This window comes from Cupriavidus sp. 05N38, from assembly GCF_056397345.1.
This window is the reverse complement of sequence record NZ_JBFTNF010000030.1, coordinates 1-24,345: the sequence shown is the minus strand read 5'-3', so window position 1 is coordinate 24,345 and position 24,345 is coordinate 1. Positions and strand designations below refer to the sequence as shown.

The following is a 24,345-nucleotide window of genomic DNA, read 5'->3' as shown; positions in this document are numbered from 1 at the left end:
AGGCGCGGGGGTGGCCCGCCATACCCCTCAGGTACAATTCGTCTCCATCCCGTAGCAACAGGGGCCAGGCCGCCCAGGCCCGCCCCGAGACCCAAATTCCCATGCATATTCACATCCTCGGCATCTGTGGCACGTTCATGGGCGGCCTGGCCGTGCTGGCCAGGCAGGCTGGCCATCGCGTGACCGGTTGCGACGCCAATGTCTATCCCCCGATGAGCACCCAGCTCGAGGCGCAGGGCATCGACCTGATCGAGGGGTTCGATCCGGGGCAGCTGTCGCTGGCGCCGGACCTGTTCGTGATCGGCAACGTGGTGTCGCGCGGCAATCCGTTGATGGAGGCCATCCTCAACTGCAACCTGCCCTATGTCTCGGGCCCGCAGTGGCTCGGCGAGCATGTGCTGCGTGGCAAGTGGACGCTGGCGGTGGCGGGCACGCACGGCAAGACCACCACCACTTCGATGCTGGCCTGGATACTGGAAGACGCGGGCTACCAGCCCGGTTTCCTGGTCGGCGGGGTGCCGCAGAATTTCGGCGTGTCGGCCCGGGTGACGGAATCGGACTTCTTCGTGATCGAGGCCGATGAATATGACACGGCGTTCTTCGACAAGCGCAGCAAGTTCGTCCACTACCGTCCGCGCACGGCCATCCTGAACAATCTCGAATACGATCACGCTGACATCTTCCCGGATCTTGCAGCGATCGAGACCCAGTTCCATCATCTCGTGCGCACCGTGCCCGAGCAGGGCCGGCTTATCGTGAATGGCCTGGAGGAAAGCCTGGCGCGCGTGCTCGAGCGCGGCTGCTGGAGCGAGACAGAACAGTTCGGCCTGGGCGACTGGCGCGCGGGCGAACCGGCCGAAGCCGCCTTGGGGCCCCAGAGCCAGGACCGCTTCGACGTGTGGTTCGGCGATGCCTTGCAGGGCCGGGTCGAATGGGCGCTGCAGGGCATCCACAACCGCATGAACGCGCTGGCCGCGATCGCCGCGGCGCGCCACGTGGGCGTGCCCCCCGCGCAGGCCATTGACTCGCTGTCGCGCTTCGCCAATGTGAAGCGCCGCATGGAAGTGCGCGGCGTGGTCGGCGGCATCACGGTCTATGACGACTTCGCCCATCACCCGACCGCCATCCAGACCACGCTGGAGGGCCTGCGCAAGCGCGTCGGCGACGCGCGCATCCTGGCGGTGCTCGAACCGCGTTCCAACACCATGAAGCTGGGCGTGATGAAGGCCCAGTTGCCCGCCAGCCTGGAGGCGGCCGACCTGGTGTTCGGCTACGGCGCGGCCAGCGGCAAGGACGCGCTCGGCTGGGACCTGGCCGATTCGCTGGCACCGCTTGGCGAACGCGCCGCTGCCTTCAGCGACCTGCCTGCGCTGGTGCAGGCGGTGCGCGCCGTCGCGCGCCCGGGCGACCACGTGCTGGTAATGAGCAACGGCGGCTTCGGCGGCGTGCACCAGAAGCTGCTGGACGCCTTCGCCGCCGGCGCAGCGGCCTGAGCGGGGCACGGCATGTTGCTGTACCTGCACGGTTTCCGTTCCTCGCCGCAATCGTTCAAGGCGCGTATGGTCCAGGAGCGCATGCGCGCATGGGGCGTGGGGCGCTACTACGCCTGTCCGGTCCTGAACGTGTCGCCGGCCGCGGCCATCGCCCAGGCCGAGGCCGCTATCGCGGCTTCGCAGGCGGGCGGCGCCCAGCCCCTCACCATCATCGGTTCCTCGCTCGGCGGCTTCTACGCGCGCTGGCTGGCCGAGCGCCACGGCTGCCGCGCGGTGCTGCTCAATCCCGCCACGCATCCGTGGACCGACCTGGAGCATTACCTGGGCGACCAGCCGCTGTGGCACGGCGGCGGCTCGGTGCGGGTGGAGCGCCATCACCTGGACGAACTGCTGGCGCTGCGGGTGGAGCCGGTCACCCGGCCCGAACGCTATTTCCTGCTGGCTGCCACCGGCGACGAAGTGCTGGATTACCGCGAGATGCTGGCCGCCTTTCCCGGCGCGCGCACACGCGTGATCGAGGGCAGCGACCATGGCATCAGCGAATTCGCCGACTACGTCGATGAAGTGCTGGCTTTCTGCGGCTATGGACCGGCCGGCCTGATCGAACCGGAGCCGCTGGCATGAGCGCAGCATGAACGCGGCGCAAGTGCGCCGCTGCGCGTGGCATGCCCATTTGCCCGAAGATCCCGCCATCGACGCCAATCTGCGGCGCTGGGTATGCGCTGAGGGCTCGCTGACGGCCAGGCTGGTGGCCGCCTCGGACCGTTTCCGCGTGCGCCGCCTGGCGCAGCACATGGAGCTGGCCCTGCCCGATGAATGGCAGGCCCTGGGCCTGCCGGCGCAGCGCCGCGCGCTGGCGCGCGAGGTGCTGCTGCTGTGCGACGGCACGCCCGCCATCTTTGCCCACACCGTGGTGAAAGCCGAGCATGCCCGGCGCGACTGGCCCTTCCTGCGCGGCCTGGGCGAACGCCCGCTGGGCGGGGCGCTGTTCGTCGACCCGCGCGTGCGGCGCGAGCCGTTCGCCTTCGCGCGCCTGCGGGCGCATCACCCGCTGCGGCTGCGGCTGCAGCAGGCGGTGCCCGCCATGCGCGAGCTGGATCCCGGCGCGGCGCTGCCGGCGCGGCGCTCGGTGTTCCGGCGCGGCGGCGGCGTCATGCTGGTGACCGAGGTCTTCCTGCCGGACCTGCTGGCGCGCCGCGCGCCGGAGCTTGCCGGCAAGCGGTGAAACAGTCATCGTAGCAAGAACGCCAGCAAGAACGCCAAAAAGAACATCAACAAGAGCATCAACAAAAACGCAAACAAGAACGCAAACAAGAAGAAGAGACCGACATCATGAAATTGCAGGGACGAGTTGCCATCATTACCGGCGCGGCTGCCGGCATCGGCTTTGCCACCGCGCAGCGTTTCGCCGCCGAAGGCGCGATCGTGGTGCTGTGCGACGTGCAGGAAGAGCGCGTGCGCGCCGCGGCCGCGACACTGGCCGCTTCCGGTGCCGACGCGATGGCATGCAAGGTGGACGTGACGCGCCGTGACGAGGTGGATGCCGCGGTCGCCGCCACGCTGGCCAGGCATGGCCGCATCGACATCCTGGTCAACAACGCGGGCATCACCAAGGATGCGCGCCTGACCAAGATGAGCGAAGCCCAGTTCGACTCGGTCATCGACGTCAACCTCAAGGGCGTATTCAATTGCGCGCAGGCGGTGGCGGACATCATGACCGAGCAAGGGCGCGGTGTGATTCTCAATGCATCCAGCGTGGTCGGTCTCTATGGCAACTTCGGCCAGACCAACTATGCCGCCAGCAAGTTCGGCGTGATCGGCTTTACCAAGACCTGGGCGCGCGAGCTGGGTCCCAAGGGCGTGCGCGTGAACGCGGTGTGCCCGGGCTTCGTGTCCACCGAGATCCTGCAGACGGTGCCGGAGAAGGTGCTGGAGGGCATGAAGTCGTCGTGCTGGCTGCGCCGCCTGGCCGAGCCGGCCGAGATCGCCAGCATCTACACGTTCCTGGCCAGCGACGACGCCAGCTACGTCAACGGTGTGGCGATCGAGGCCAGCGGCGGCATGTCGCTGTAAGGTCCGGGCGTTGCTTTGTCCCGCGCCGGGCTTGTGCACGGCGCGGTGCGGTATCATCTGAGGTCCGGTCGCCGCCTCGCCTGAAGGCGGCCTCGCATCATTTCTCTCCCCGGGCCGTTCCCGAGAGGCGTCACTTAGCGCCAGGGCGCGCTGGTTCGCCAGGGCGGCTCCCGGCATTTCTGAAAGTACCGATCCATGCAGTTGCTGTTCGAAGAAGGCGGCGAGATTCGCGCCGGCACCGTGCTGACCCAGCAGGGCGAGGCTTACCAGGTGGAGTTGCCCGCGGGCAAGCGCACCAAGGTGAAGTCGCGCGATGTGCTGTTGCAGTTTGCGCAGCCCTCGGCGATCGAGCTGGTGCGCCAGACCGCCGAGCTGGTCGGCGAGATCGACCTGGATTTCCTCTGGGAATGCGCGTCGGACGAAGAATTCGGCTTTGCCGACCTGGCCGCCGAGTATTTCGGCGCGGGTGCCGGCGTGGTGCAGCAGGCCGCACTGGCGCAGGCACTGCACGGCAATCCGGTCTATTTCCGCCGCAAGGGACGGGGGCGCTACCAGCGCGCGCCGGAAGACCAGCTCAAGGCGGCCCTGGCCGCGCTCGAGCGCAAGAAGCAGCAGGCCCTGGTCCAGGCCGAGTACGAAACCCAGCTCAAGGCCCTGACCCTGCCCGACGCCTTCCGCGGCAAAGCGCTGCAACTGCTGTTCAAGCCCGACAAGAACAGCCTCGAGTACAAGGCGATGGACGCTGCCTGCACGGCGCTCGGCATGTCGCCGATGCGGCTGATGGTGGCGGTGGGCGGCATCGCCAGCCCGCGCGCGCTGCACGAGGCCAAGTTCCTCTCGGAATGCTTCCCCAAGGGCACCGGCTTCCCCGACGTGGTCGTGCCGGAACCCGCCGGCGAGCTGCCGCGCGCCGACGTGCAGGCGTTCTCGATCGACGACGTCACCACCACCGAGATCGACGATGCGCTGTCGGTCACGCCGCTGGACGGCGGCAAGATCCGCGTCGGCATCCACATCGCCGCGCCGGGCCTGGGTATCCGCCGTGGCGAGCCGCTTGACGCGGTGGCGCGCCAGCGCCTGTCCACGGTCTACTTCCCCGGCGACAAGATCACCATGCTGCCCGACGCGGTGGTGGAGCGCTACACGCTGCAGGAAGGGCGCGAATGCCCGGCGTTGTCGCTTTACGTGGACTACGACCCGGCCCTGCAGATGATCCTCGGCAGCCAGACCCGCGCCGAGATGGTCATGATCGCGGCCAACCTGCGCCACAACCTGCTGGAAGACGTGGTGACCGAGGCCGCGCTGACCGACGGCACCGGCGACTACGCGTTCCGCGCCGAGCTGGCCCAGCTCTGGCATTTCTCCGGCTGGCTGCACGACGAGCGCCAGAAGGCGCGCCTGGCCAGCGGCCTGCGCCCGGAATCGCACAATCGCGCGGACTACAACTTCTACCTCGACGATCTGCCCGACGGCGGCGAGCGTGTGCGCATCGAGCAGCGCCGGCGCGGCTCGCCGCTGGACAAGATCGTGGCCGAGCTGATGATCCTGGCCAACAGCACCTGGGGCAAGCTGCTTGCCGACCACGGCGTGCCGGGCATCTACCGCACGCAGAAGGCCTGGGGCATGCACCGCACGCGCATGCAGACGTATCCGGCCCCGCACGAAGGCCTGGGCGTGGCGCAATATGCCTGGAGCACCTCGCCGCTGCGCCGCTATGTCGACCTGGTCAACCAGTGGCAGATCCTGGCGGTGGCCCAGCACGGCGTCACGGCCAAGCTGGTGGCGCCGTTCAAGCCCAAGGACGCTGACCTGCTGGCGGCCGTGGCCGACTTCGAAGGCACTTATGCGGCCTATGCCGACCACCAGTCCACCATGGAACGCTACTGGTGCCTGCGCTGGCTGGGCCAGGAAAAGCGCGAGCGCCTGATGGCCTCGGTGCTCAAGGAAGGCGCGGTGCGCTTTACCGAGATCCCGCTGGTTACGCGGGTGCCGGAGCTGGTCCAGGCTTCGCGCGGCACCCAGGTGCTGCTGGAGATCGGCGCCACCGACGAGATCTCACTCGAGGTATCGTGCCGCGTGCTGGAGGTGTTCGCCGGCGAAGGCGAACTGCCCTCGGAGGAGCTGGAAGGCGATGACGAGGCTGCCGAGGTGTCCGCTGAGGCAGCCGCCGAAGCCGCTGCCGAGGAGGCCGCGGAAGCGGCGGCCGAGGGCGCCGGCGACGCCGCCGCCCGGTCTGCCGATCAGGCCGGCCCGGATGGTCCGGATGGTCCGGAAGACCTGGCAAGCGCCGCCGACGGCGCTTCGTCGGGCGCGCGCGACACCGGCACCGGCGAGGCCGGCTGAGTCCCTCGGAAAAAACGGGGCGCTCCCTTACAATCGCAGTCTGAACCGGGGCTGGTCCGAGAGGACCCCTGCCCCGGCCCGGTTCCGCCTTCCCGACGCCCCATTCCAACCACGCCAGCCATCGTGAAAGCCGTCTTTTCTCCCCGCCAGTGGTGGAACGCCAGCAGCACGATGAGCAAGGCGCTGGCCGTTTCGGTGCTGGCCCATGTCCTGCTGCTGACCGTGCGCGTGGTGGCTCCCGAGGCCTTCGAGATCAAGCGCACCGATGCCGCGCTCGACGTGGTGCTGGTCAACTCCAAATCCGCACAGCGCCCGCAGAACCCGACCGTGCTGGCCCAGGCCAATCTCGACGGCGGCGGCGAGCAGGACCAGCAGCGCGCCACCACGCCGCTGCCGGCCCAGACCAACACCAAGGACGGTGACCTGGTGCGCCAGATGCAGCGCCGCGTGGACCAGCTCGAGCAGGAGCAGCAGCGCCTGCTGACGCAGGCGCGCGAGGCCGCGCCCGCGGTCCACAGCCAGCCGCTCAAGCCCGGCCAGCAGCGCACCGAGACGCCGCTGCGCGGCCAGGACGAGCGTACCTCGCTCGACGAGATGGCCAAGCTCGAGGCCGAGATCGGGCGCAACCTCGAACAATACGCCAAGCGGCCCAAGCGTTACCAGCTCACCGCCACCAGCGCGCAGGAGGTGGAATACGCGCAGTACTACGACCGCCTGCGCCAGAGGATCGAGGCGCGCGGCACCACCGATTTTCCCCAGCGCAACGGCAAGCCGCTGTACGGCCAGCTGATCCTGGTGATCAACGTCAACCGCCAGGGCAGGCTCGGCTACAACCGCGATGGCTACAACATCGAATCGATCGACGTGGCCAAGAGCTCGGGCGACCCGGCATTGGACCGCCAGGCCGTGGCCATCGTGCGCGCGGCCGCGCCGTTCGGCTCCTTCACCCCGCAGATGCAGGCGCGGCAAGATATTCTCGAAGTGATCTCTACCTTCAAGTTTTCGCGCAACGGCCTGGACATCCGCCTACAGGCCAGATGACGCAAGATGATGTCTACAGAAAACACGCAGATCCCCGCTGATACCGACCGCTATGTGGTGGTTGGCAATCCCATCGCGCACAGCCGTTCGCCGGCCATCCACGCCGCGTTCGCGCAGCAGACCGGCGAGGCCATCTCCTACGAGCGCCTGCTGGCGCCGCTGGACGGCTTTGCCGACACCGTGCGCGCGTTCTTCGCCGGCGGCGGCCACGGCCTGAACGTGACGGTGCCGTTCAAGCTCGAGGCCTACGACCTGGCCGACCGTCTCACGCCGCGCGCGGAGAGCGCCGGCGCGGTCAACACCATGTGGATCGAGGATGGCCTGATCCACGGCGACAACACCGACGGCGTCGGCCTCACGCGTGACATCGAGATCAATCTCGACACGCTGCTCGAAGGCCGCCGCATCCTGCTTCTGGGCGCCGGCGGCGCGGCCATGGGCGCCATGCTGCCGCTGGTGATGTGCCGGCCGGACCGGATCGTGGTGGCCAACCGCACGCCGGAGCGCGCCAGCTTTATCCTCGAAGACGTGGCGCAGCAGGCCGACGAATACGGCGTGGAACTGTGGGGCGGCGGCTTCGACGCGCTGGCCGCGCTGACGGGCGACGACGCCTGCGACGTGGTCATCAACGCCACCAGCAGCAGCCTGCAGGGCGAATTGCCGCCGGTGCCGGCGGAACTGCTGGGCAAGGATGTGCTGGCCTACGACATGATGTACGGCGCCGAGCCCACCGTATTCCTGAAGTTCGCCGCGCAAAGCGGCGCGCGCACCAGCGACGGGCTGGGCATGCTGGTCGAGCAGGCCGCCGAGGCCTTCTACAACTGGCGCGGCGTGCGACCCGCCACTGCGCCCGTGCTGGCGAAGCTGCGCGCGGAGCTGCAGGCCGAAGCGGCACGCTGAGCGCAGCAGGCTGCCGCCCGCAACCACCATGGCAGAGCTCAGGCGCACCGCCCGCTCCAGCGCCGCGCCGCGCAGCGGTGGCTTCAATCCACTGCGCTGGCTGGCCTACCTGATCGGTATCCTGGTGGCCGGCGTGCTGGCCATGCAGGTCTATTTCTTCCTGCAGATCGCGGCCTGGCAGTACGTCGATCCGTCTGCCACCTCGTTCATGCGGGCCGAACGCTGGCGCCTGTGCGGCTTCAACTTCTGGAGCTGCCAGGTGGACCGGCGCTGGGTCGGCTACGACGAGATCTCGCGCAACCTCAAGCGCGCGGTGATCGCCAGCGAGGACGCCGACTTCGTCAACCATCCCGGCTACGAACTCGACGCCATGCTCGATGCCTGGGAGCGCAACAAGAAGCGCGGGCATATCGTGCGGGGCGGGTCCACCATCACCCAGCAGCTGGCCAAGAATCTCTTTCTCTCGTCCGAGCAGCACTACCTGCGCAAGGGGCAGGAGCTGGCCATTACCTGGATGCTGGAATTCTGGCTGGACAAGCAGCGCATCTTCGAGATCTACCTGAACTCGGTGGAGTGGGGCGAGGGCGTATTCGGCGCCGAGGCCGCCGCCCAGCACTACTTCAAGACCAGCGCGGCGAAGCTCAACGTGGGCCAGGCGGCGCGCCTGGCCGCCGCGCTGCCGGCGCCGAAGTGCTTCGACAAGAAGCAGTACTGCGCCAATGTGCGGGTCAACTTCAAGGTCAAGGCCAACATCATCGCGCGCCGCATGGGCGCGGCCACGCTGCCGGACTGAGCGTCCCTTCACGCCGGGCGCGGTCTTTCAGAGGCGTGATCGGAATGAAGCGAAGCGGTCCTGGCCAGGCGCGCGGCCGCACACAGTGCAAACCGGCACGGCAAGGCCGCGCAACGACGCCAGGATCTGTTCGATTGCGCCGTTCAGCTGAGCCAGCCCTTGCGGCGGAAGTAGATCAGCGGCACCGCCGCCGACACCGCCATCAGCGCGATCGCCCACGGATAGCCGGCGACCCAGTCCAGCTCCGGCATCAGCTTGAAGTTCATGCCGTAGATGCTGGCGATCAGCGTGGGCGGCATCAGCGCGACCGACACCACCGAGAACAGCTTGATGATCTTGTTCTGGTTGATGTTGATGAAACCGACCGTGGCATCCATCAGGAAGTTGATCTTGTCGAACAGGAACGCGGTGTGGTTCTCGATCGAGTCGATATCGCGCAGGATCTGGCGCGCTTCGTCCTGCTGCTCGGCCGACAGCAGCTGGCTGCGCATCAGGAAGGAGACCGCGCGGCGCGTGTCCATGACGTTGCGGCGGATGCGGCCGTTCAGGTCTTCCTCGCGGGCGATGGTTTCCAGCACGTCGGCCGCGGCGGCGTCGGTCACGTTCTCGGCCAGCACGCGCTTGCTGGCTTCCTCGAGCCGCTCGTAGACTTCCTCGATGGAGTCGGCCGAATATTCCGCGTCGGTGGCGTACAGATCCATCAGCACGTCCTTGGCGTTGCGCACCGAGCCCGGACGCATGCGCGCGCGCAGGCGCACCAGCCGGAACACCGGCAGGTCTTCGTCGTGGATGGAGAACAGCACGTCGCGCGTGAGCACGAAGGCCACGCGCACGTTGCGCGAGATGTCTTCCTCGTCGAGCAGGAAGTCGGTGCGGATATGGATGTTCTCGTCCTCGCCTTCGAAGTAGCGGGCCGAGGCTTCCAGGTCGCCCAGGTCTTCGAGTTCGGGCAGGGCTACGCCGTACGCTTCCTTGATCCAGGCGAGTTCCTCGTCATCAGGGCTGATGACGTCGATCCAGATCGGCTTGTGCTGCAGCAGTTCATTGCGGTCATCGACCTGCTCCTGTGCGAGCCGGCCTTTCTGCAGGACGAACAGGTTGATCATCCCAGGGCTTCCTTGTTGCGTTTGGCGAAGAAACGCGCAGGCGTGGCTTGCCGGGCCCGGAGGCGAACCAGTCCTTCGCGGCGAGGCGACGAAGGCGGAATGCCGCTGGCAAGCGTGATCGCGCTGCGCGTCGCAAAGGCGCGCGCAAGGCGATGGCGTTTGCCGTTCATGGCTGGCAAGCCGGGAGAGGGAAGGTCCGGGACGAGGCGGCGCGCACAGGCGGTGCGCCGGCTGGGACACGGAAAAACGCTCACCCGCAGTATTTTCTGCGGGCAAGTCCGACGAGGCGGTGGAAGCGGCGTGGGCCGGCTCCGGCGGTCGTCGTTACGCAGCCCGCAGTGACATGGCATTCGGTGCAGTCGCAGTCTGGTTGCGGCAACTCGAACACCCGATGCTACTGCCCACGTAGTTTCTCCGGGATTATGATGGCCGCGAGTGTAGCCCAACGAGGGGGGCTTGTTAAGTGAAATCTGGGTGAATGCCGCCGCCGCCGCACGTTGTGCGACGGGTCCGCGCCAGCGCCCCGGATCATCCGGCGCGCGCGCGCACGAGCCGGCGATGCAGCAACGGCACGAGCAGCACGGAGGCCAGCGCGGCGAACATCAGCACGATGGCCGCATAGTCCTGCCAGTGCGGCTGTTCGCCCAGCATCCACATGCCCGAGAACACGCCGACCACCGGGATGAACATCACCGACAGGCTCGACACCACCGGCGGCAGGCTGCGCGCGAGCACGAACCACACCAGGTGGCAGTAGGCGAACACCACCACCGCGTTGTAGGCGATGGCGCCCCATTCCACGGCGTTGGGAAGGCGCCAGCCTTGCTCGAGCAGCAGCGTGCCCAGCAGCAGGAAGGGCAGCGTCACCACCAGCATCCAGAAGGTCAGCACGCCCACCGACATCTCGATCCGGCTGCGCTTCATCAGTTGCGTGCCCAGGCCCCAGCCGGCCGCGGCGCAAAGCATCAGCAGCGTACCGGCCGGGCTGCCGGTCAGGGCGGCGATCTCGCCGGACAGCAGCAATACTGTGCCGGCCAGCGCGCAGGCGATGCCCACCCAGGCCGCGCGGCCGATGCGCTCGCGGTACAGCACCAGGCCCCATACCACGGCCCAGATCGGCATGGTGTAGCCGAGGATGGCGGCGCGCCCGGATGACAGCATCTTGACCGCGCAGATCGCCAGCAGGTGCCAGATCACCATGTTGAACAGGGCGAGCTTGAAGATGGTGGGCCACTGGCCCGCCGGCACCCGCAGCGTCTCGCCGCGCACGCGCAGCGCCACGCCCAGCGCCAGCACGCCGCCGGCCATGCACAGCAGGCGAAAACCCATGGCGGGGAAATGCGCCACGCCGATTTTCATGACGGGCCAGTTGACGCCCCAGGCGATGGTGAGGACGACGAGCAGGATGATGCTGCGGCGGTCGAGAGACATGGCGGGCAGGCGGCTGTGTGCGATGCCGCTCTTTGTATCCGGGAAGAACGGCAGAAGATAGCACGCAGCGGGTAAAATCGCAGGCATCGATCGTTGCCGCGCTGCGCCGGCCCGGCCTCCGGGGCCGCCAGCCAGCCGCCGCGGCACACCCAGAATAGCGAGCATCCCATGACCTTCACCGAGCAGCTGGCCTCAGCCTGGCAGCGCAACGATTCCCTCCTGTGCGTCGGGCTCGATCCCGATCCCGCCAAGCTGCCCCTGTCCATGACGGGCACCGGCGGCGCGATCTTCTCCTTTTGCCGCGAGATCGTCGACGCCACCGCGGACCTGGTGTGCGCCTTCAAGCCGCAGATCGCGTACTTCGCCGCGCAGCGCGCCGAAGACCAACTCGAACAGCTGGTGGCCTATATCCACGATGCCCATCCGGGCATCCCCGTGATCCTGGACGCCAAGCGCGGCGATATCGGCTCGACCGCGCAGCAGTACGCCATCGAAGCCTTCGAGCGCTACCGGGCCGACGCCGTCACGGTGAACCCGTACATGGGCCTGGATTCACTGGAGCCTTACCTGGCCTACGGCGACCGCGGCGTGATCGTGCTGTGTCGCACTTCCAACCCGGGTGGCTCGGACGTGCAGTTCCTGCCGGTGGACGGCAAGCCGGTCTACCAGGTGGTGGCCGAGGCGGCCGCCACGCGCTGGAATACCAACGGGCAGATGGCGCTGGTGGTGGGAGCGACCTTCCCGGCGGAGATCGCCAAGGTACGCGAGATCGTGGGCGACATGCCGCTGCTGATTCCGGGCATCGGCGCCCAGGGCGGCGACATCGAGGCCACCGTCCGTGCCGGGCGCACGGGCGCCGGCGTCGGCATGATGATCAACTCGTCGCGCGCCATCCTCTACGCCAGCCGCGAGAAAGACTTCGCCGCGGCCGCGCGCAATGTCGCGCTGCAGACGCGCGAGACCATCAACCGCTTCCGTTCGGCCTGAGGGCCGGCGCGGCGCTTCAGGCTTCGTTGCGGACCAGTTCGAGCAGGCCGCGAATGGCGTGCTCGGCCGCCTGGCGCCGGATCTGCTGGCGGTCGCCGCGCAGGCGCTGCGTCTCCACCTTGGTGGTAATGCGGTTGCTCCAGCCGAAGCAGACCATGCCGACCGGCTTGTCCGGCGTGCCGCCGTTGGGGCCGGCCACGCCGGTGATCGACAGCGCCACCTGGGCGCGGCTGTTGAGCAGCGCGCCTTCGGCCATGGCGCGGGCAACCTCCTCGCTGACCGCGCCGTGGTCGCGGATCAGCTTGGCTGGCACGCCCAGCATGGTGGTCTTGGCTTCGTTCGAGTAGGTGACGAAGCCGCGCTCGAACCAGCCCGAAGAGCCCGACACATCGGTGATCGCCGCGGCCACCAGGCCGCCGGTGCAGGATTCCGCCGTGGCGAGCAGCAGCGATTTCTCGTTCAGGGAGATGCCGGCCTGGACGGCGAGTTGATCGAGCAAGCGGCTGACGGACATGATGGCGGATTCGGTAGAAATGGTTGCAGGGGAGGCGTGTAGGCCGGCGTAAACCAGTGTGAGGCGGGCCCGCTCAGAGCGAACGCCACAGGGCGAACACCAGCAGCGTGTAGAACGCGGCCATCACGTCGTCGAACATCACGCCAAAGCCCCCGCGCAGGCCCGGACCCTTGAGCGTGCGGTCCAGGTGGCCGATCGGGGCCGGCTTGACGATATCGAACAGGCGGAACCACAGGAAAGCGGCGAGCTGGCCCCAGAAGCCGGTCGGCATGACGAAGAGCAGCACCAGCCAGAACGCCACGATTTCGTCCCACACCATGCTGCCATGATCGTGCACGCCCATGTCGCGCGCGGTGCGGGCGCAGGCCCACAGCCCGAGCAGGAAGCCGCCGCCGATGATCCACAGCCAGGTTTCCGGCTGCACCCACATCGAGATCACCAGGTAGGACAGCCACGCGTAGAGCGTGCCGACCGTGCCGGGGCCGGCGGGCGAAAGCCCGGAGCCGAAGCCCAGTGCGATCAGGTGGGCCGGGTGCGACAACATGAAGCGCGCGGTGGGGCGCAAGACCTTGGCGGCTTGGCCGGCTTCGAGGGTCAGGGCGGGATCGTGCGCGGCGGGCCCGGGCGGGTAGGCGGACATCAAGGGTTGGCTCGTCTGGTTTGGATGGGATTGTCCCGGGCGCCTTGGCCCGGGCGGGGTCTGGCGCCCCGCATGGCAACATCATGACACGGCCGCATGCCGCTTGTCAGGGGGATGCGAAGTGGTCGAAGCTGTTGCCGCTGTATGCGCAGGGATTGCCCTCCCGGTCGACCAGGCGCAGGCCCGGCTCCGGCGTGATGGTGCCGGCGCGCGTTACCTGCAGCCCGAGCCGCGCGCCGATGGCGGCGATCTTCTCGCGGGCGCCCGCGGGCGCGGTGAAGCAGAGTTCGTAGTCGTCGCCGCCGGCCAGCGTGCATTCGCGCTGGAGCGCTTCCGGCTGGTCGGCCAGCACCGCCGAGCGCGGCAGCGCGTCGACGTCGAGCAGGGCGCCGGCTTGCGAACTCGCCAGGATGTGGCCGAGATCGCCGAGCAGGCCGTCGGATATGTCGAGTGCGGCATGCGCCACGCCACGTAGCGCCATGCCCAGTGCGATGCGCGGCGTCGGCATGTCCATGCGCGGGCGGACCTGCGTGAAGTCCGGCTCCGGCAGCAGCCATTCGCCGCGGCAGTCGCCAAGCGCGAGGCGCGCATCGCCGAGCGTGCCGGAAATCCAGATATCGTCGCCGGGGCGTGCGGCATCACGTCGCAGCGCCATGCCGGCAGGCACATCGCCGAACACCGTCAGGCTCAGCGTAAGCGGCCCGCGCGTGGTGTCGCCGCCGATCAGCTCGCAACCGTGGGCGTCGGCCAGCGCCAGCATGCCCGCGGCCAGTTCGGCCAGCCATTCCGGCTGCGCTTCCGGCAACGCCAGCGCCAGCGTAAAGGCGCGCGGCTCGGCCCCCATCGCAGCCAGGTCAGACAGGTTGACCGCCAGCGCCTTGTGGCCCAGCGCACGGGGCGCTACGTCAGGAAAAAAGTGACGCCCGCTTACCAGCATATCGGTGCTGATCGCCAGGTGGTGGCCCGCGCGTGCCTCGATGAGCGCGCAGTCGTCGCCGACGCCGAGCACCGCCTTGCGCGCGGGGCGGGTGAAATAGCGGCGGATGAGGTCGAACTCGGAGAGCGGGGCGCCCGGATTGCTGGAAGCGCTGGAATAAGCTGGCATGGAAAGGGTCGGGCGGGGAGAATCGGCAAGAGCCACGTGAGCGCCTGCAGGTTGCCGGCGCGGGGCTTGTCGATGCCGGTGACGCCCTGCTGTTCAGCGCTGGCGGCATGCGGCATATTGTACCGAAACGCAAAGCTGCCACGCGCAAAACGCTTATTGTGAAATAATATTTCACAATATAAAATGCCAGGTTCAAAAGGAAGAGAACGCGGGTACGTGGAACCGGCCCGCCCTTTCGTTTCCGACAACGTCAATAACGGTTCCACCGACCGGAAGATGCGCCGATGACCAGTCCCCAGCAGCCCACGCCCCAAGACGACCTGAAGCAGCAGCAGCGTGAGGCGCTGCGCAAAGCTGCCCTGGAATATCACGAGTTTCCGACCCCAGGGAAGATCTCGGTCACGCCGACCAAGCCGCTGTCGAACCAGCGCGACCTGGCGCTGGCCTACTCGCCCGGCGTGGCCGCTGCATGCGAGGAGATCGTGGTCGACCCGGCCAACTCCTTCCGCTATACCGCGCGCGGCAACCTGGTTGGCGTGATCACCAACGGCACTGCCGTGCTGGGCCTGGGCGATATCGGCCCCGCGGCCTCGAAGCCGGTGATGGAAGGCAAGGCCGGCCTGTTCAAGAAGTTCGCCGGCATCGACGTGTTCGACATCGAGATCGACGAGAAGGACCCCGAGAAGCTGGTCCAGATCATCGCCGCGCTGGAGCCGACCTTCGGTGGCATCAACCTCGAAGACATCAAGGCGCCGGAGTGCTTCTACGTCGAGCGCAAGCTGCGCGAGCGGATGAAGATTCCCGTCTTCCACGACGACCAGCACGGCACCGCGATCGTGGTGGGCGCGGCCGTGATCAACGGCCTCAAGGTGGTCGGAAAGGATATCGGCAAGGTCAAGCTGGTGGCGTCGGGCGCGGGCGCCGCGGCGCTGGCCTGCCTGGACCTGCTGGTCGACATGGGCATGAAGCTCGAGAACATCTGGGTGACCGACCTGGCCGGCGTGGTCTATGAAGGCCGCACCGAGCTGATGGACCCGGAAAAGGCGCGTTTCTCGCAGAAGACCGACAAGCGCAAGCTGGCCGAAGTCATCGACGGCGCCGACATCTTCCTGGGCCTGTCCGCCGCCGGCGTGCTCAAGCCCGAGATGATCAAGGGCATGGCCGACAAGCCGCTGATCCTGGCGCTGGCCAACCCCAATCCGGAAATCATGCCGGAGCTGGCCAAGGAGGTGCGTCCCGACGCCATCATGGCCACCGGTCGCACCGACTACCCGAACCAGGTCAACAACGTCCTGTGCTTCCCCTTCATCTTCCGTGGCGCGCTGGACTGCGGCGCCACCACCATCACGCGTGAGATGGAAATTGCTGCCGCCAACGCGGTGGCGGAACTGGCGCGCCAGGAGCAGAGCGACATCGTCGCCACTGCCTATGGCATCCAGGACCTGTCGTTCGGCCCCGAGTACCTGATTCCCAAGCCCTTCGATCCGCGCCTGATCGTCAAGATCGCACCGGCCGTGGCCGAGGCCGCCATGAAGTCCGGCGTGGCCGCGCGCCCGATCGCCGACATGGACGCCTACCGTCTGCAACTGCAGCAGTTCGTCTACCATTCGGGCACCCTGATGAAGCCGATCTATGCGGCCGCCCGTCAGGTCGACATGGAGAAGAAGCGCATCGTCTTCGCCGAGGGCGAGGAAGAGCGCGTGCTGCGCGCGGTGCAGGTGATCGTCGACGAAAAGCTGGCCAACCCGATCCTGATCGGTCGCCCGGCCGTGATCGCCCACCGCATCGAGCGCTTCGGCCTGCGCCTGCGCGGCGGCGTTGACTTCACCGTGGTCAACCCGGAGAACGACCCGCGCTTCCGCGACTACTCCGAGGCCTACTTCAAGATGATGGCCCGCCAGGGCGTCACCCAGCAGTACGCCAAGCTGGAAATGCGCCGCCGCACCACGCTGATCGGCGCCATGCTGGTCAAGAAGGGCGAGGCCGACGGCATGATCTGCGGCACGGTCAGTACCACTGCCGCGCACCTGCGCTATATCGACCAGATCCTGGGCGGCACCAATGAGGTCTACGCCGGGATGAACGGGCTGGTCCTGCCGGGCCGCCAGATCTTCCTGGTCGATACGCACGTCAACGTCGACCCGACCGCCGGCCAGCTGGCCGAGATCACCATCATGGCCGCGGAAGAGCTCAAGCGCTTCGGCATCGAGCCCAAGGTTGCATTGCTGTCGCATTCGAACTTCGGCACCTCGGAGGCCGCTTCGGCGCAGAAGATGCGCGAAACGCTGGCGATCCTGCGCGAACGTGCGCCGGAGCTCGAGGTGGACGGCGAGATGCACGGCGATTGCGCTCTCGATCCCAAGCTGCGCGAGACGCTGGTGCCGGATGGCGCGCTCAAGGGCGAGGCGAACCTGCTGGTGTGCCCGAATATCGACGCCGCCAACATCTCGTACAACCTGCTCAAGGTCGCGGCGGGCAACAATGTGGCGATCGGGCCGATCCTGCTCGGGGTCAAGGCGCCGGTGCACATCCTGACGCCTTCGGCCACCGTGCGGCGTATCGTCAATATGACGTCGCTGGTGGTGGTGGACGCGGCCGCCAAGCGCTAAGCCGCTACCTGCCGAGAAAAGCCGGGCTTGCCCGGCTTTTTTTTCGTCCCGCCCCTTGTGCCCCGGTGTGACGCAAAGCCTGGGGTAAGTGGGTGCACACATGTTAATAACACCTTGAAACAATTGGAGTTTTCGTCTGTTCCGAGGGGCGGGGATTGATTATTTAGCGGCATGCGCGTAACCTTATGGCCTTGAAGTGCGCGCGGAATGCACATTTGCGCGATGCCATCGTTATCGCGTCCTCCCCAACAAGACAAGCAACGTGGGTTCCCAGATTTCTCTGACGCAGCGCGCATCGCGATGGATTTCAGCCGCAGGGCTGGCACGGGCAGCAGGCCGGGTGCTGGCGGTCGCGGCGGTATCGTGCGCGCTGGCCCAGCCAGTGCTGGCGCGGCAGACGGCAGACGCCGGCACGGGAACCATCTCGCTGCAGCAGTTGCCCAACGAAGCGCAAACGACGATGGAGCGTATCGAAGCGGGTGGCCCGTTTCCCTACGCCAAGGATGGCTCGAGGTTCGGCAACTACGAGCGCATCCTGCCGCAGAAGTCGCGCGACTATTACCGCGAATACACGGTGAAAACTAACAGCCGGAACCGGGGAGCCAGACGCATCGTATGTGGCGGTGATCAACGCGCCACCAACGACTGCTACTACACGGACGACCACTACAACAGTTTCAAACGGATAGCCAAATGATGACTGACATTTTCGGATTGGGCGACGCCCTTGCCGCCCGCGAAGAGCGCGGCGCCGGAGATGGCTGGCAGCGGGCCCAGACCCAGGCCCAGAATCTTTACGACAACGTGTTGATGATGCCTCGCAACGAGCTCTCGCACCAACCGCCGCTCGCACCCGTTCCCGCAGCCGGCACCGACGGCAGCCAAGAGGGAGCCATGAACCTGTTCAAGACGGTGCGTCCGAACATCGTCCAGTCTATCCGCGCGTTCCGCGTGCCCGAACTCGCCCAGGCGGCGGCGGAGCTCGGCCAGCATTTCCTGTACGCCAACTGCGCGCATTGCCAAAGCAAGGCGGAGGTGCTGGACACCATCGCCACCAGCTTCCTGTTTCCGAAGCACTTCGGCAAGAACTTCGATGCCCTGGCTGACTGCCTGACCGACCTGATCCACAAGGCCGGTGCGCAGCCCGGCTTCGTGATCGTGCTCGAAGGCCTGCCCATTGCGCAGAAGTTCGACAAGGAAGGCCGCGAGGTGCTGCTCGACGTGTTCCGCGACGCGGCCGAGTTCTGGGCCGAGCGCAAGGTCCAGTTCCGCGTGTTCTACTCGTTTGCCTGACACCCGCCTCGCCTGATACCGCGCCAGCCGCGGCGGGCGCGCAGCAAAGACAAAGGCCCGCCTGAGCGGGCCTTTCGTCTACCCGGAGCCGGTCGGCGCCCTGCGTTTCAGCGCCGCCTTCGTCCGCACTTCACGCAGCAGGCGGTACGTGGCCCTGCGGGGTGAGCTTGTCGATCAGTTCGGGCAGGCCTTCGCTCAGGTGCGCGGCCACATCATCCGCGGACATGCCGGTGGAACTGGCCAGCGATTCCAGCGCGCCCGTGTCGCCGAGCGCCCCGGCCAGCTGTGACGGCGAGACCGGCTGATTGGCACCCGTGCCGATCCACGAATTGACCTGCTCGCCCAGGCCGGCCCGCGCCAGGACTTCCTGCAAGGCACCGATGCCGCCAGCCGCGGCGCCCAGCGCGGGCGCATCGCCCTGCTGGCCCTGGCCGCCGAGCAACCCGCCCAGCAAGCCGCCGAGGTCCATTCCGCCGGACGGGCCGCCGGCAGCGCCGCCACCGCCGCCGAGCAGGCCGCCCAGCAGGCCGCCGAGTCCACCAAGTCCACCGAGCCCACCGCCGCCTGCCGCGGACGGATCCTGCGGCACGGCCGCTCCCGCGTCGCCGCCTTTATGGCGCATTGCCAGCATGGCGATCAGGCCCAGCGCCATCATCATCTTCGGGTTCAGGCCGCCCGCGCCTGCTTCGCCGCTGCCGCGCTGCCCGAGCACCCCGCCCAGCACGCTATCGAGTAGTCCCATGGTCGACTCCTTCGGTGAAATGCGGCAACGGACCCGGATGGTCCCTTGCCGTCAAAATCCGCCCAGTACCGCGTTGAGCGCGGCCAGGCAAGCCAGCCCCGCGGTCTCGGTACGCAAGATGCGCGGTCCGAGTGACACGCCGGTGAACCCCGCGCGCAGCGCCGCCGCTTCTTCGTCCGGCGCCAGCCCGCCCTCGGGCCCGATCAGCAGCGTCACGCCGCCGTCCAGCAGGCGCTGGCGCTGCTCTGTTGCAAACGATACCAGCGATTGCGTGGCGCGCGGCGAGACCAGCAGGCGCGCGCCGGCGCCCGCCGCCGGCTTGCCCTGTTGCGCCAGCCAGCCTTCCAGGCTGGCCACCGGCGCCACGACGGGGAGCCGGTTGCGCCCGCATTGCTCGCAGGCCGCTTCCACCAGCGCCTGCCAGTGCGCCTGGCGTTTCTGTGCCCGCTCGGCCGACAGCCGCACCACCGAGCGCGCCGCCTGCAGCGGCTGGATCGTGCCGATGCCAAGCTCGACCGCTTTCTCGATCAGCCAGTCCATCTTGTCGCCGCCTGCCAGGCCTTGTGCCAGCGTGACGTGGAACGGCAGTTCGGTTTCGGCGGGATCGTGGTCGCCGATACGCGCCAGCGCGTGGCGCTTGCCGATATCGACCAGCGTGGCGGCGTGGCTGCCGCCACGGCCATCGAACAGGGTGACGTCGTCACCGGGGTTGAGCCGCAGCACCTGCACATGGCGGACCACGGCTTCCGGCAGCGACAGCTCGGTCTGCGCGGCCAGCGCGCCATCGACGAAGAAACGAGGCGGCATCAGACAGTTCCGTCCTGGCCGGTCGTGGCTAGCGTCTGCGCCGCCGCCGGATTGTCCAGCGGCTTGCCGAAGCCCCAGCGGTAGCCGTCGGGATCCTCGACCATGCAATAGCGGTCGCCCCAGAACTGGTCGGCGGGCGCCATCAGGCTGACCGCGCCGGCGGCGATGGCACGCGTGTGCATGGCATCGACATCGTCGCAATAGACGTAGAAGGTCTGCGGGCATTCGACGCCGAGCGAGCGCGGCGTGCGCGCGGTACTGCCCCAGGCGCCCTCGGGCGCGAACATCACGACCAGTTCGCCGCGATAGTGCATCTCGGCATGGGTGGGCACACCGTTTTCGTCGACTACGTTCCCCGCACTGAAACCGAAGGCGCGGTGATAGAAGTCGAGCGCGCTGCGCCCGTTACCCACCGTCAGGTAGGGAGTGAGCCAGGGGGTGTTGGCCGGTCTTGTCATGATCGTCTCCTGTCATCTCCGGTTGCGGGAAGCCGCGCGGGGCCTGCCTGGGCGGCAAGACCGGCGGTGCGAATGAGCATCTTACGCGGGTGCGCCAGCGCTGTCGAAGAGGGCCTGCAGGTGCAGGGGCAGGGCGAACAGCGCCGGGTGGGGCGCCACGTGGTGGCAGCGCAGCGCGCCGCAGCCGGATCGGGCCCGGCGTCGTGCCGATGCCGGGCGAGAGCCATCCGGTCCACTGCAGGCGGCCCCCGGGCGGCCCCGCCGGGGGGCCAGACTGCCGCGTTCCTTCTGGTAAAATTGCGCTTTTCCCGCCGCCAGGTTCCCGCCGCATGTCCCACCTCGCTCATCCCGCCGCCAGTCCGCACGCTTCGCAGCCCGTCCAACTCATGGCCAACGCCATCCGCGTCCTGGCCATGGACGCCGTCCAGCAGGCCAATTCAGGCCATCCCGGCATGCCCATGGGCATGGCGGATATCGCGGTGGCGTTGTGGGGCCGTCATCTGAAGCATAACCCGGTCAATCCCAAGTGGGCCGACCGCGACCGCTTCGTGCTGTCCAACGGCCACGGCTCGATGCTGCTCTACGCGCTGCTGCACCTGACCGGCTACGACCTGCCGCTGGCCGAGCTGAAGAACTTCCGCCAGCTGCACAGCAAGACCGCGGGCCATCCGGAATACGGCATCACGCCGGGTGTCGAGACCACCACCGGCCCGCTGGGCCAGGGCCTGACCAACGCGGTCGGCATGGCGCTGGCCGAACGCCTGCTGGGCGAGGAATTCAACCGCCCAGGCTTCGACATCGTGAACCATCACACCTATGTGTTCATGGGCGATGGCTGCCTGATGGAAGGCATCAGCCACGAGGCCTGCTCGCTGGCCGGCACGCTCAAGCTGAACAAGCTGATCGCCCTGTGGGACGACAACGGCATCTCGATCGACGGCGACGTCGAGCACTGGTTCGCCGACGACACGCCGAAGCGCTTCGAAGCCTACGGCTGGAACGTGATCCGCGCGGTGGACGGCCATGACGCCGCCGCCGTCGACGCCGCCATCGCGCAGGCCAAGTCCAGCGACCGCCCGACCCTGATCTGCTGCCGCACCCTGATCGGCAAGGGCGCGCCCAACAAGGAAGGCGGTCACGATGTGCATGGCGCGCCGCTTGGTGGCGCTGAAATCCTGGCCACGCGCGAGGCCCTGGGCTGGACCCATTCCCCGTTCGAAGTGCCTGCCGAAGTCTATGCGGCGTGGGACGCCAAGGCCCGCGGTGGCTCGCTCGAGAAGGCCTGGAACGCGCTGTTCGAGGCTTATGCCGAGCGTTTCCCGTACGAAGCCGGCGAATTCCAGCGCCGCATGCGCGGCGAGCTGCCCGGCGCCTTCGACGCTGCCGTGGACGCCTTCCTGGCCAAGTGCGAAGAGAAGGCCGAGACCATCGCCACCCGCAAGGCCAGCCAGAACACCATCGAGGCCTTCGGCCCGGTGCTGCCCGAGTTCCTGGGCGGCTCGGCCGACCTGACCGGCTCCAACCTGACCAACTGGTCGGGCAGCAAGGCCGTGCGCGCCGAAGCCTGGGGCAATCACATCAACTACGGCGTGCGCGAGTTCGGCATGAGCGCCATCATGAACGGCATCACGCTGCATGGTGGCTACATTCCCTACGGCGGCACCTTCCTGACCTTCTCCGACTACAGCCGCAACGCGCTGCGCATGGCGGCGCTGATGAGGATCCGCACGCTGTTCGTGTTCACCCATGACTCCATCGGCCTGGGTGAAGACGGCCCGACCCACCAGTCGATCGAGCATGTCGCCAGCCTGCGCCTGATCCCCAACATGGATGTCTGGCGTACCGCCGACACCACGGAAACCGCGGTGGCGTGGGCCCAGGCCGTGCGCCGCGAGAACGGCCCGAGCTGCCTGATCTTCAGCCGCCAGAACCTGCCGTTCCAGAAGCGCAGCGACGCCACCCGCGCCAATATCGCGCGCGGCGGCTATGTGCTGCGCGAAGGCAACAATCCCAGGACCGGCCTGCCGGACGCCGTGGTCATCGCCACCGGCTCGGAAGTCGGCCTGGCCGTGGGCGCGGCCGAGCAACTGGCCATCGACGGCGTGCACGTGCGCGTGGTCTCGGTGCCGGCGACGACGGTGTTCGACAAGCAGGACGCCGCCTACAAGACCTCGGTGCTGCCGGCGGGCGTGCCGCGCGTGGCAGTCGAGGCTGGGATCACCGATTTCTGGTGGAAGTACCAGGTCCAGGCCGTGGTCGGCATCGACACCTTCGGCGAATCGGCTCCCGCTGGCGTATTGTTCAAGCACTTCGGCTTCACGGTCGAGAACGTCGTGCGCACGGTGCGCGACACGCTCGGCCAGTAATACGCAGCTCCGGACCGATGTGGCGGCCGCGGCCGCCCGGTCCGGCAAACGCTTTCTTGCATCCATCGATCGTTAGCCTACTCAGGAGATAGACATGACCATCAAGATCGGCATCAACGGCTTCGGCCGCATCGGGCGCATGGTGTTCCGCGCCGCCGCCGCCAACTTCAAGGAAATCGAAGTGGTCGGCATCAACGACCTGCTCGAGCCTGACTACCTGGCGTACATGCTGAAGTACGACTCGGTGCATGGCCGCTTCGACGGCGAAGTGTCGGTCGACGGCAATACCCTGGTCGTCAACGGCAAGAAGATCCGCCTGACCGCGGTCAAGGATCCGTCCGAGCTGAAGTGGGGCGAGATCGGCGCCGACGTGGTGATCGAGTCCACCGGCATCTTCCTGACCAAGGAAGGCGCGCAGAAGCACATCGACGCTGGTGCCAAGAAGGTCATCATGTCGGCGCCGTCCAAGGACGACACCCCCATGTTCGTGTACGGCGTGAACCACGAGACGTACAAGGGCGAGGCGATCATCTCCAACGCCAGCTGCACCACCAACTGCCTGGCGCCCGTGGCCAAGGTGCTGAACGACAAGTGGGGCATCAAGCGCGGCCTGATGACCACCGTGCACGCCACCACCGCCACGCAGAAGACCGTCGATGGCCCGTCCAACAAGGACTGGCGCGGTGGCCGCGGCATCCTGGAAAACATCATCCCGTCGAGCACCGGCGCCGCCAAGGCCGTGGGCGTGGTGATCCCCGAGCTGAACAAGAAGCTGACCGGCATGTCGTTCCGCGTGCCGACCTCCGACGTGTCGGTGGTCGACCTGACCGTCGAGCTGGAAAAGGGCGCAACCTACGCCGAGATCTGCGCCGAAATGAAGGCACAGAGCCAGGGCGCGCTCAAGGGCGTGCTGGGCTACACCGAAGACAAGGTGGTCGCCACGGACTTCCGCGGCGATGCACGCACCTCGATCTTCGATGCCGAAGCCGGCATCGCGCTGGACGCGACCTTCGTCAAGGTCGTGAGCTGGTACGACAACGAGTGGGGCTATTCCAACAAGGTGCTGGAAATGGCCCGCGTGGTGGCCAAGTAAGCTGTAAGGCTGCCTGCGCCGGCAGGAAGTAGGCGCCGCCGTGGTCCGGGGTTTGCGGATCATCATGCTCGCTTCCTGCCGGCAATTCCGGCGATCGTGCGCTGGGGCGTGGCCGGCGATGCCAGTGGAAACGCTGTTCCGCTCCCGGCTTTGCTCTTACACTGATAAAGTGCTGGAAATACCAATGTGCAGCCTATGCAAGTGACCCATAATTCATTTGCAACTTCCAATCTAACCTGGGCGAGATCATGGTGAATGTGGATACCAAGCTTCTCGTGATTTTCACCGAGTTGCTGAGCAAGCGAAACGCGACCTATGTCGCGGAAAAAATGCACATGACCGCGCCCGCGGTATCGCATTCGCTGGGTCGCCTGCGCGAGATCTTCGACGATCCCCTTTTCATCCGCGTGCCGCACGGCCTGACGCCGACGCCGCGGGCCCTGGAGCTGGGCCCCAAGATCCGCGACATGCTCGACCTGTGGTCCTCGATCAACGAGGGCGACGCCGACAATTTCGATCCCGCCGTTGCCACTGGCACGCTCAATATCGGC

24 protein-coding genes are annotated in these 24,345 nt (G+C 67.4%); 15 read left to right on the top strand and 9 right to left on the bottom strand.

Annotated features, from left to right (window positions below; translation table 11 throughout):
* Positions 1–101 precede the first annotated feature (101 nt).
* From mpl to mtgA, 8 genes are all read left to right on the top strand, one after another.
* Positions 102–1,493, top strand: coding sequence for a UDP-N-acetylmuramate:L-alanyl-gamma-D-glutamyl-meso-diaminopimelate ligase (gene mpl, locus AC1DK4_RS21720; protein ID WP_441617723.1), 1,392 nt, complete (start codon positions 102–104; stop codon positions 1,491–1,493).
* Positions 1,494–1,505: 12 nt separating this feature from the next.
* Positions 1,506–2,117 carry a YqiA/YcfP family alpha/beta fold hydrolase gene (locus tag AC1DK4_RS21715; RefSeq protein WP_441617722.1) on the top strand — a complete coding sequence of 204 codons (612 nt, stop codon included), beginning with the start codon at positions 1,506–1,508 and terminating at the stop codon, positions 2,115–2,117.
* Between the two features lie 7 nt (positions 2,118–2,124).
* A complete protein-coding gene (locus AC1DK4_RS21710) occupies positions 2,125–2,718 on the top strand; it encodes a chorismate--pyruvate lyase family protein (protein ID WP_441617720.1) in 594 nt (197 codons plus the stop codon).
* A gap of 107 nt (positions 2,719–2,825) precedes the next feature.
* A complete protein-coding gene (gene fabG, locus AC1DK4_RS21705) occupies positions 2,826–3,566 on the top strand; it encodes a 3-oxoacyl-ACP reductase FabG (RefSeq protein WP_441617718.1) in 741 nt (246 codons plus the stop codon).
* 195 nt (positions 3,567–3,761) lie between these two features.
* The gene (locus AC1DK4_RS21700) at positions 3,762–5,909 is read left to right on the top strand and encodes an RNB domain-containing ribonuclease (protein ID WP_441617716.1); all 2,148 of its coding nucleotides are present in this window, start codon (positions 3,762–3,764) and stop codon (positions 5,907–5,909) included.
* Positions 5,910–6,080: 171 nt separating this feature from the next.
* Positions 6,081–6,950, top strand: coding sequence for an energy transducer TonB (locus AC1DK4_RS21695; RefSeq protein ID WP_441617921.1), 870 nt, complete (start codon positions 6,081–6,083; stop codon positions 6,948–6,950).
* Positions 6,951–6,956: 6 nt separating this feature from the next.
* The gene (gene aroE, locus AC1DK4_RS21690; RefSeq protein ID WP_441617714.1) at positions 6,957–7,850 is read left to right on the top strand and encodes a shikimate dehydrogenase; all 894 of its coding nucleotides are present in this window, start codon (positions 6,957–6,959) and stop codon (positions 7,848–7,850) included.
* A gap of 91 nt (positions 7,851–7,941) precedes the next feature.
* On the top strand, positions 7,942–8,643 hold the full coding sequence (mtgA, locus tag AC1DK4_RS21685) for a monofunctional biosynthetic peptidoglycan transglycosylase (protein WP_441617919.1): 702 nt from the start codon (positions 7,942–7,944) through the stop codon (positions 8,641–8,643).
* 143 nt (positions 8,644–8,786) lie between these two features.
* Here the strand turns inward: mtgA and corA are convergent, their stop codons facing one another.
* The 3 genes from corA to AC1DK4_RS21670 form a co-directional block, all read right to left on the bottom strand.
* Positions 8,787–9,749, bottom strand: a complete 963-nt coding sequence (corA, locus tag AC1DK4_RS21680) for a magnesium/cobalt transporter CorA (protein WP_441617712.1) — start codon at positions 9,747–9,749, stop codon at positions 8,787–8,789.
* Positions 9,746–9,919, bottom strand: a complete 174-nt coding sequence (locus AC1DK4_RS21675; protein ID WP_441617710.1) for a hypothetical protein — start codon at positions 9,917–9,919, stop codon at positions 9,746–9,748. Before AC1DK4_RS21675 ends, corA begins: the two co-directional genes overlap by 4 nt.
* Positions 9,920–10,277: 358 nt before the next feature.
* On the bottom strand, positions 10,278–11,180 hold the full coding sequence (locus AC1DK4_RS21670; protein ID WP_441617917.1) for a DMT family transporter: 903 nt from the start codon (positions 11,178–11,180) through the stop codon (positions 10,278–10,280).
* Between the two features lie 168 nt (positions 11,181–11,348).
* Between AC1DK4_RS21670 and pyrF the strand changes: the two genes are divergently transcribed.
* A complete protein-coding gene (gene pyrF, locus AC1DK4_RS21665) occupies positions 11,349–12,167 on the top strand; it encodes an orotidine-5'-phosphate decarboxylase (RefSeq protein WP_441617708.1) in 819 nt (272 codons plus the stop codon).
* A 16-nt stretch (positions 12,168–12,183) separates the two neighbouring features.
* Here pyrF and AC1DK4_RS21660 read toward each other — a convergent pair whose 3' ends face one another.
* The 3 genes from AC1DK4_RS21660 to thiL all read right to left on the bottom strand — a co-directional run bounded on the left by AC1DK4_RS21660 (position 12,184) and on the right by thiL (position 14,426).
* Positions 12,184–12,681, bottom strand: coding sequence for a CinA family protein (locus tag AC1DK4_RS21660; protein ID WP_441617706.1), 498 nt, complete (start codon positions 12,679–12,681; stop codon positions 12,184–12,186).
* Positions 12,682–12,754: 73 nt separating this feature from the next.
* Positions 12,755–13,321 (bottom strand): phosphatidylglycerophosphatase A family protein, encoded by a 567-nt coding sequence (locus AC1DK4_RS21655; RefSeq protein WP_441617704.1) that lies wholly within the window; start codon positions 13,319–13,321, stop codon positions 12,755–12,757.
* Between the two features lie 106 nt (positions 13,322–13,427).
* Positions 13,428–14,426 (bottom strand): thiamine-phosphate kinase, encoded by a 999-nt coding sequence (thiL, locus tag AC1DK4_RS21650; RefSeq protein WP_441617702.1) that lies wholly within the window; start codon positions 14,424–14,426, stop codon positions 13,428–13,430.
* Positions 14,427–14,710: 284 nt separating this feature from the next.
* On the opposite strand from thiL, the gene AC1DK4_RS21645 reads away from it, so the two are divergent.
* The 3 genes from AC1DK4_RS21645 (at position 14,711) to AC1DK4_RS21635 (ending at position 18,328) form a co-directional block, all read left to right on the top strand.
* Positions 14,711–17,035 carry an NADP-dependent malic enzyme gene (locus tag AC1DK4_RS21645; protein WP_441617700.1) on the top strand — a complete coding sequence of 775 codons (2,325 nt, stop codon included), beginning with the start codon at positions 14,711–14,713 and terminating at the stop codon, positions 17,033–17,035.
* 340 nt (positions 17,036–17,375) lie between these two features.
* Complete coding sequence (locus tag AC1DK4_RS21640; protein ID WP_441617915.1) at positions 17,376–17,732, top strand: guanyl-specific ribonuclease; 357 nt, start codon at positions 17,376–17,378, stop codon at positions 17,730–17,732.
* The gene (locus tag AC1DK4_RS21635; protein ID WP_441617698.1) at positions 17,729–18,328 is read left to right on the top strand and encodes a barstar family protein; all 600 of its coding nucleotides are present in this window, start codon (positions 17,729–17,731) and stop codon (positions 18,326–18,328) included. Before AC1DK4_RS21640 ends, AC1DK4_RS21635 begins: the two co-directional genes overlap by 4 nt.
* Positions 18,329–18,458: 130 nt before the next feature.
* Here AC1DK4_RS21635 and AC1DK4_RS21630 read toward each other — a convergent pair whose 3' ends face one another.
* Genes AC1DK4_RS21630 through AC1DK4_RS21620 form a run of 3 tightly spaced genes read right to left on the bottom strand, consistent with a single transcriptional unit; the run spans position 18,459 to position 20,335 of the window.
* Positions 18,459–19,070, bottom strand: coding sequence for a YidB family protein (locus AC1DK4_RS21630; RefSeq protein WP_441617696.1), 612 nt, complete (start codon positions 19,068–19,070; stop codon positions 18,459–18,461).
* 51 nt (positions 19,071–19,121) lie between these two features.
* The gene (locus AC1DK4_RS21625; protein ID WP_441617694.1) at positions 19,122–19,877 is read right to left on the bottom strand and encodes a 16S rRNA (uracil(1498)-N(3))-methyltransferase; all 756 of its coding nucleotides are present in this window, start codon (positions 19,875–19,877) and stop codon (positions 19,122–19,124) included.
* Positions 19,877–20,335 (bottom strand): VOC family protein, encoded by a 459-nt coding sequence (locus AC1DK4_RS21620; RefSeq protein WP_441617692.1) that lies wholly within the window; start codon positions 20,333–20,335, stop codon positions 19,877–19,879. The genes AC1DK4_RS21625 and AC1DK4_RS21620 overlap by 1 nt, the downstream gene beginning before the upstream one ends.
* A 329-nt stretch (positions 20,336–20,664) precedes the next feature.
* Between AC1DK4_RS21620 and tkt the strand changes: the two genes are divergently transcribed.
* The 3 genes from tkt to AC1DK4_RS21605 all read left to right on the top strand — a co-directional run.
* Positions 20,665–22,701: a transketolase gene (gene tkt, locus AC1DK4_RS21615; RefSeq protein ID WP_441617690.1), complete on the top strand. Its 2,037-nt coding sequence runs from the start codon at positions 20,665–20,667 to the stop codon at positions 22,699–22,701.
* Between the two features lie 94 nt (positions 22,702–22,795).
* Positions 22,796–23,794, top strand: a complete 999-nt coding sequence (gap, locus tag AC1DK4_RS21610; RefSeq protein ID WP_441617688.1) for a type I glyceraldehyde-3-phosphate dehydrogenase — start codon at positions 22,796–22,798, stop codon at positions 23,792–23,794.
* Positions 23,795–24,042: 248 nt separating this feature from the next.
* Positions 24,043–24,345, top strand: a 303-nt coding sequence (locus AC1DK4_RS21605) for a LysR family transcriptional regulator (RefSeq protein WP_477131780.1), incomplete at its 3' end; no start/stop codon positions are given.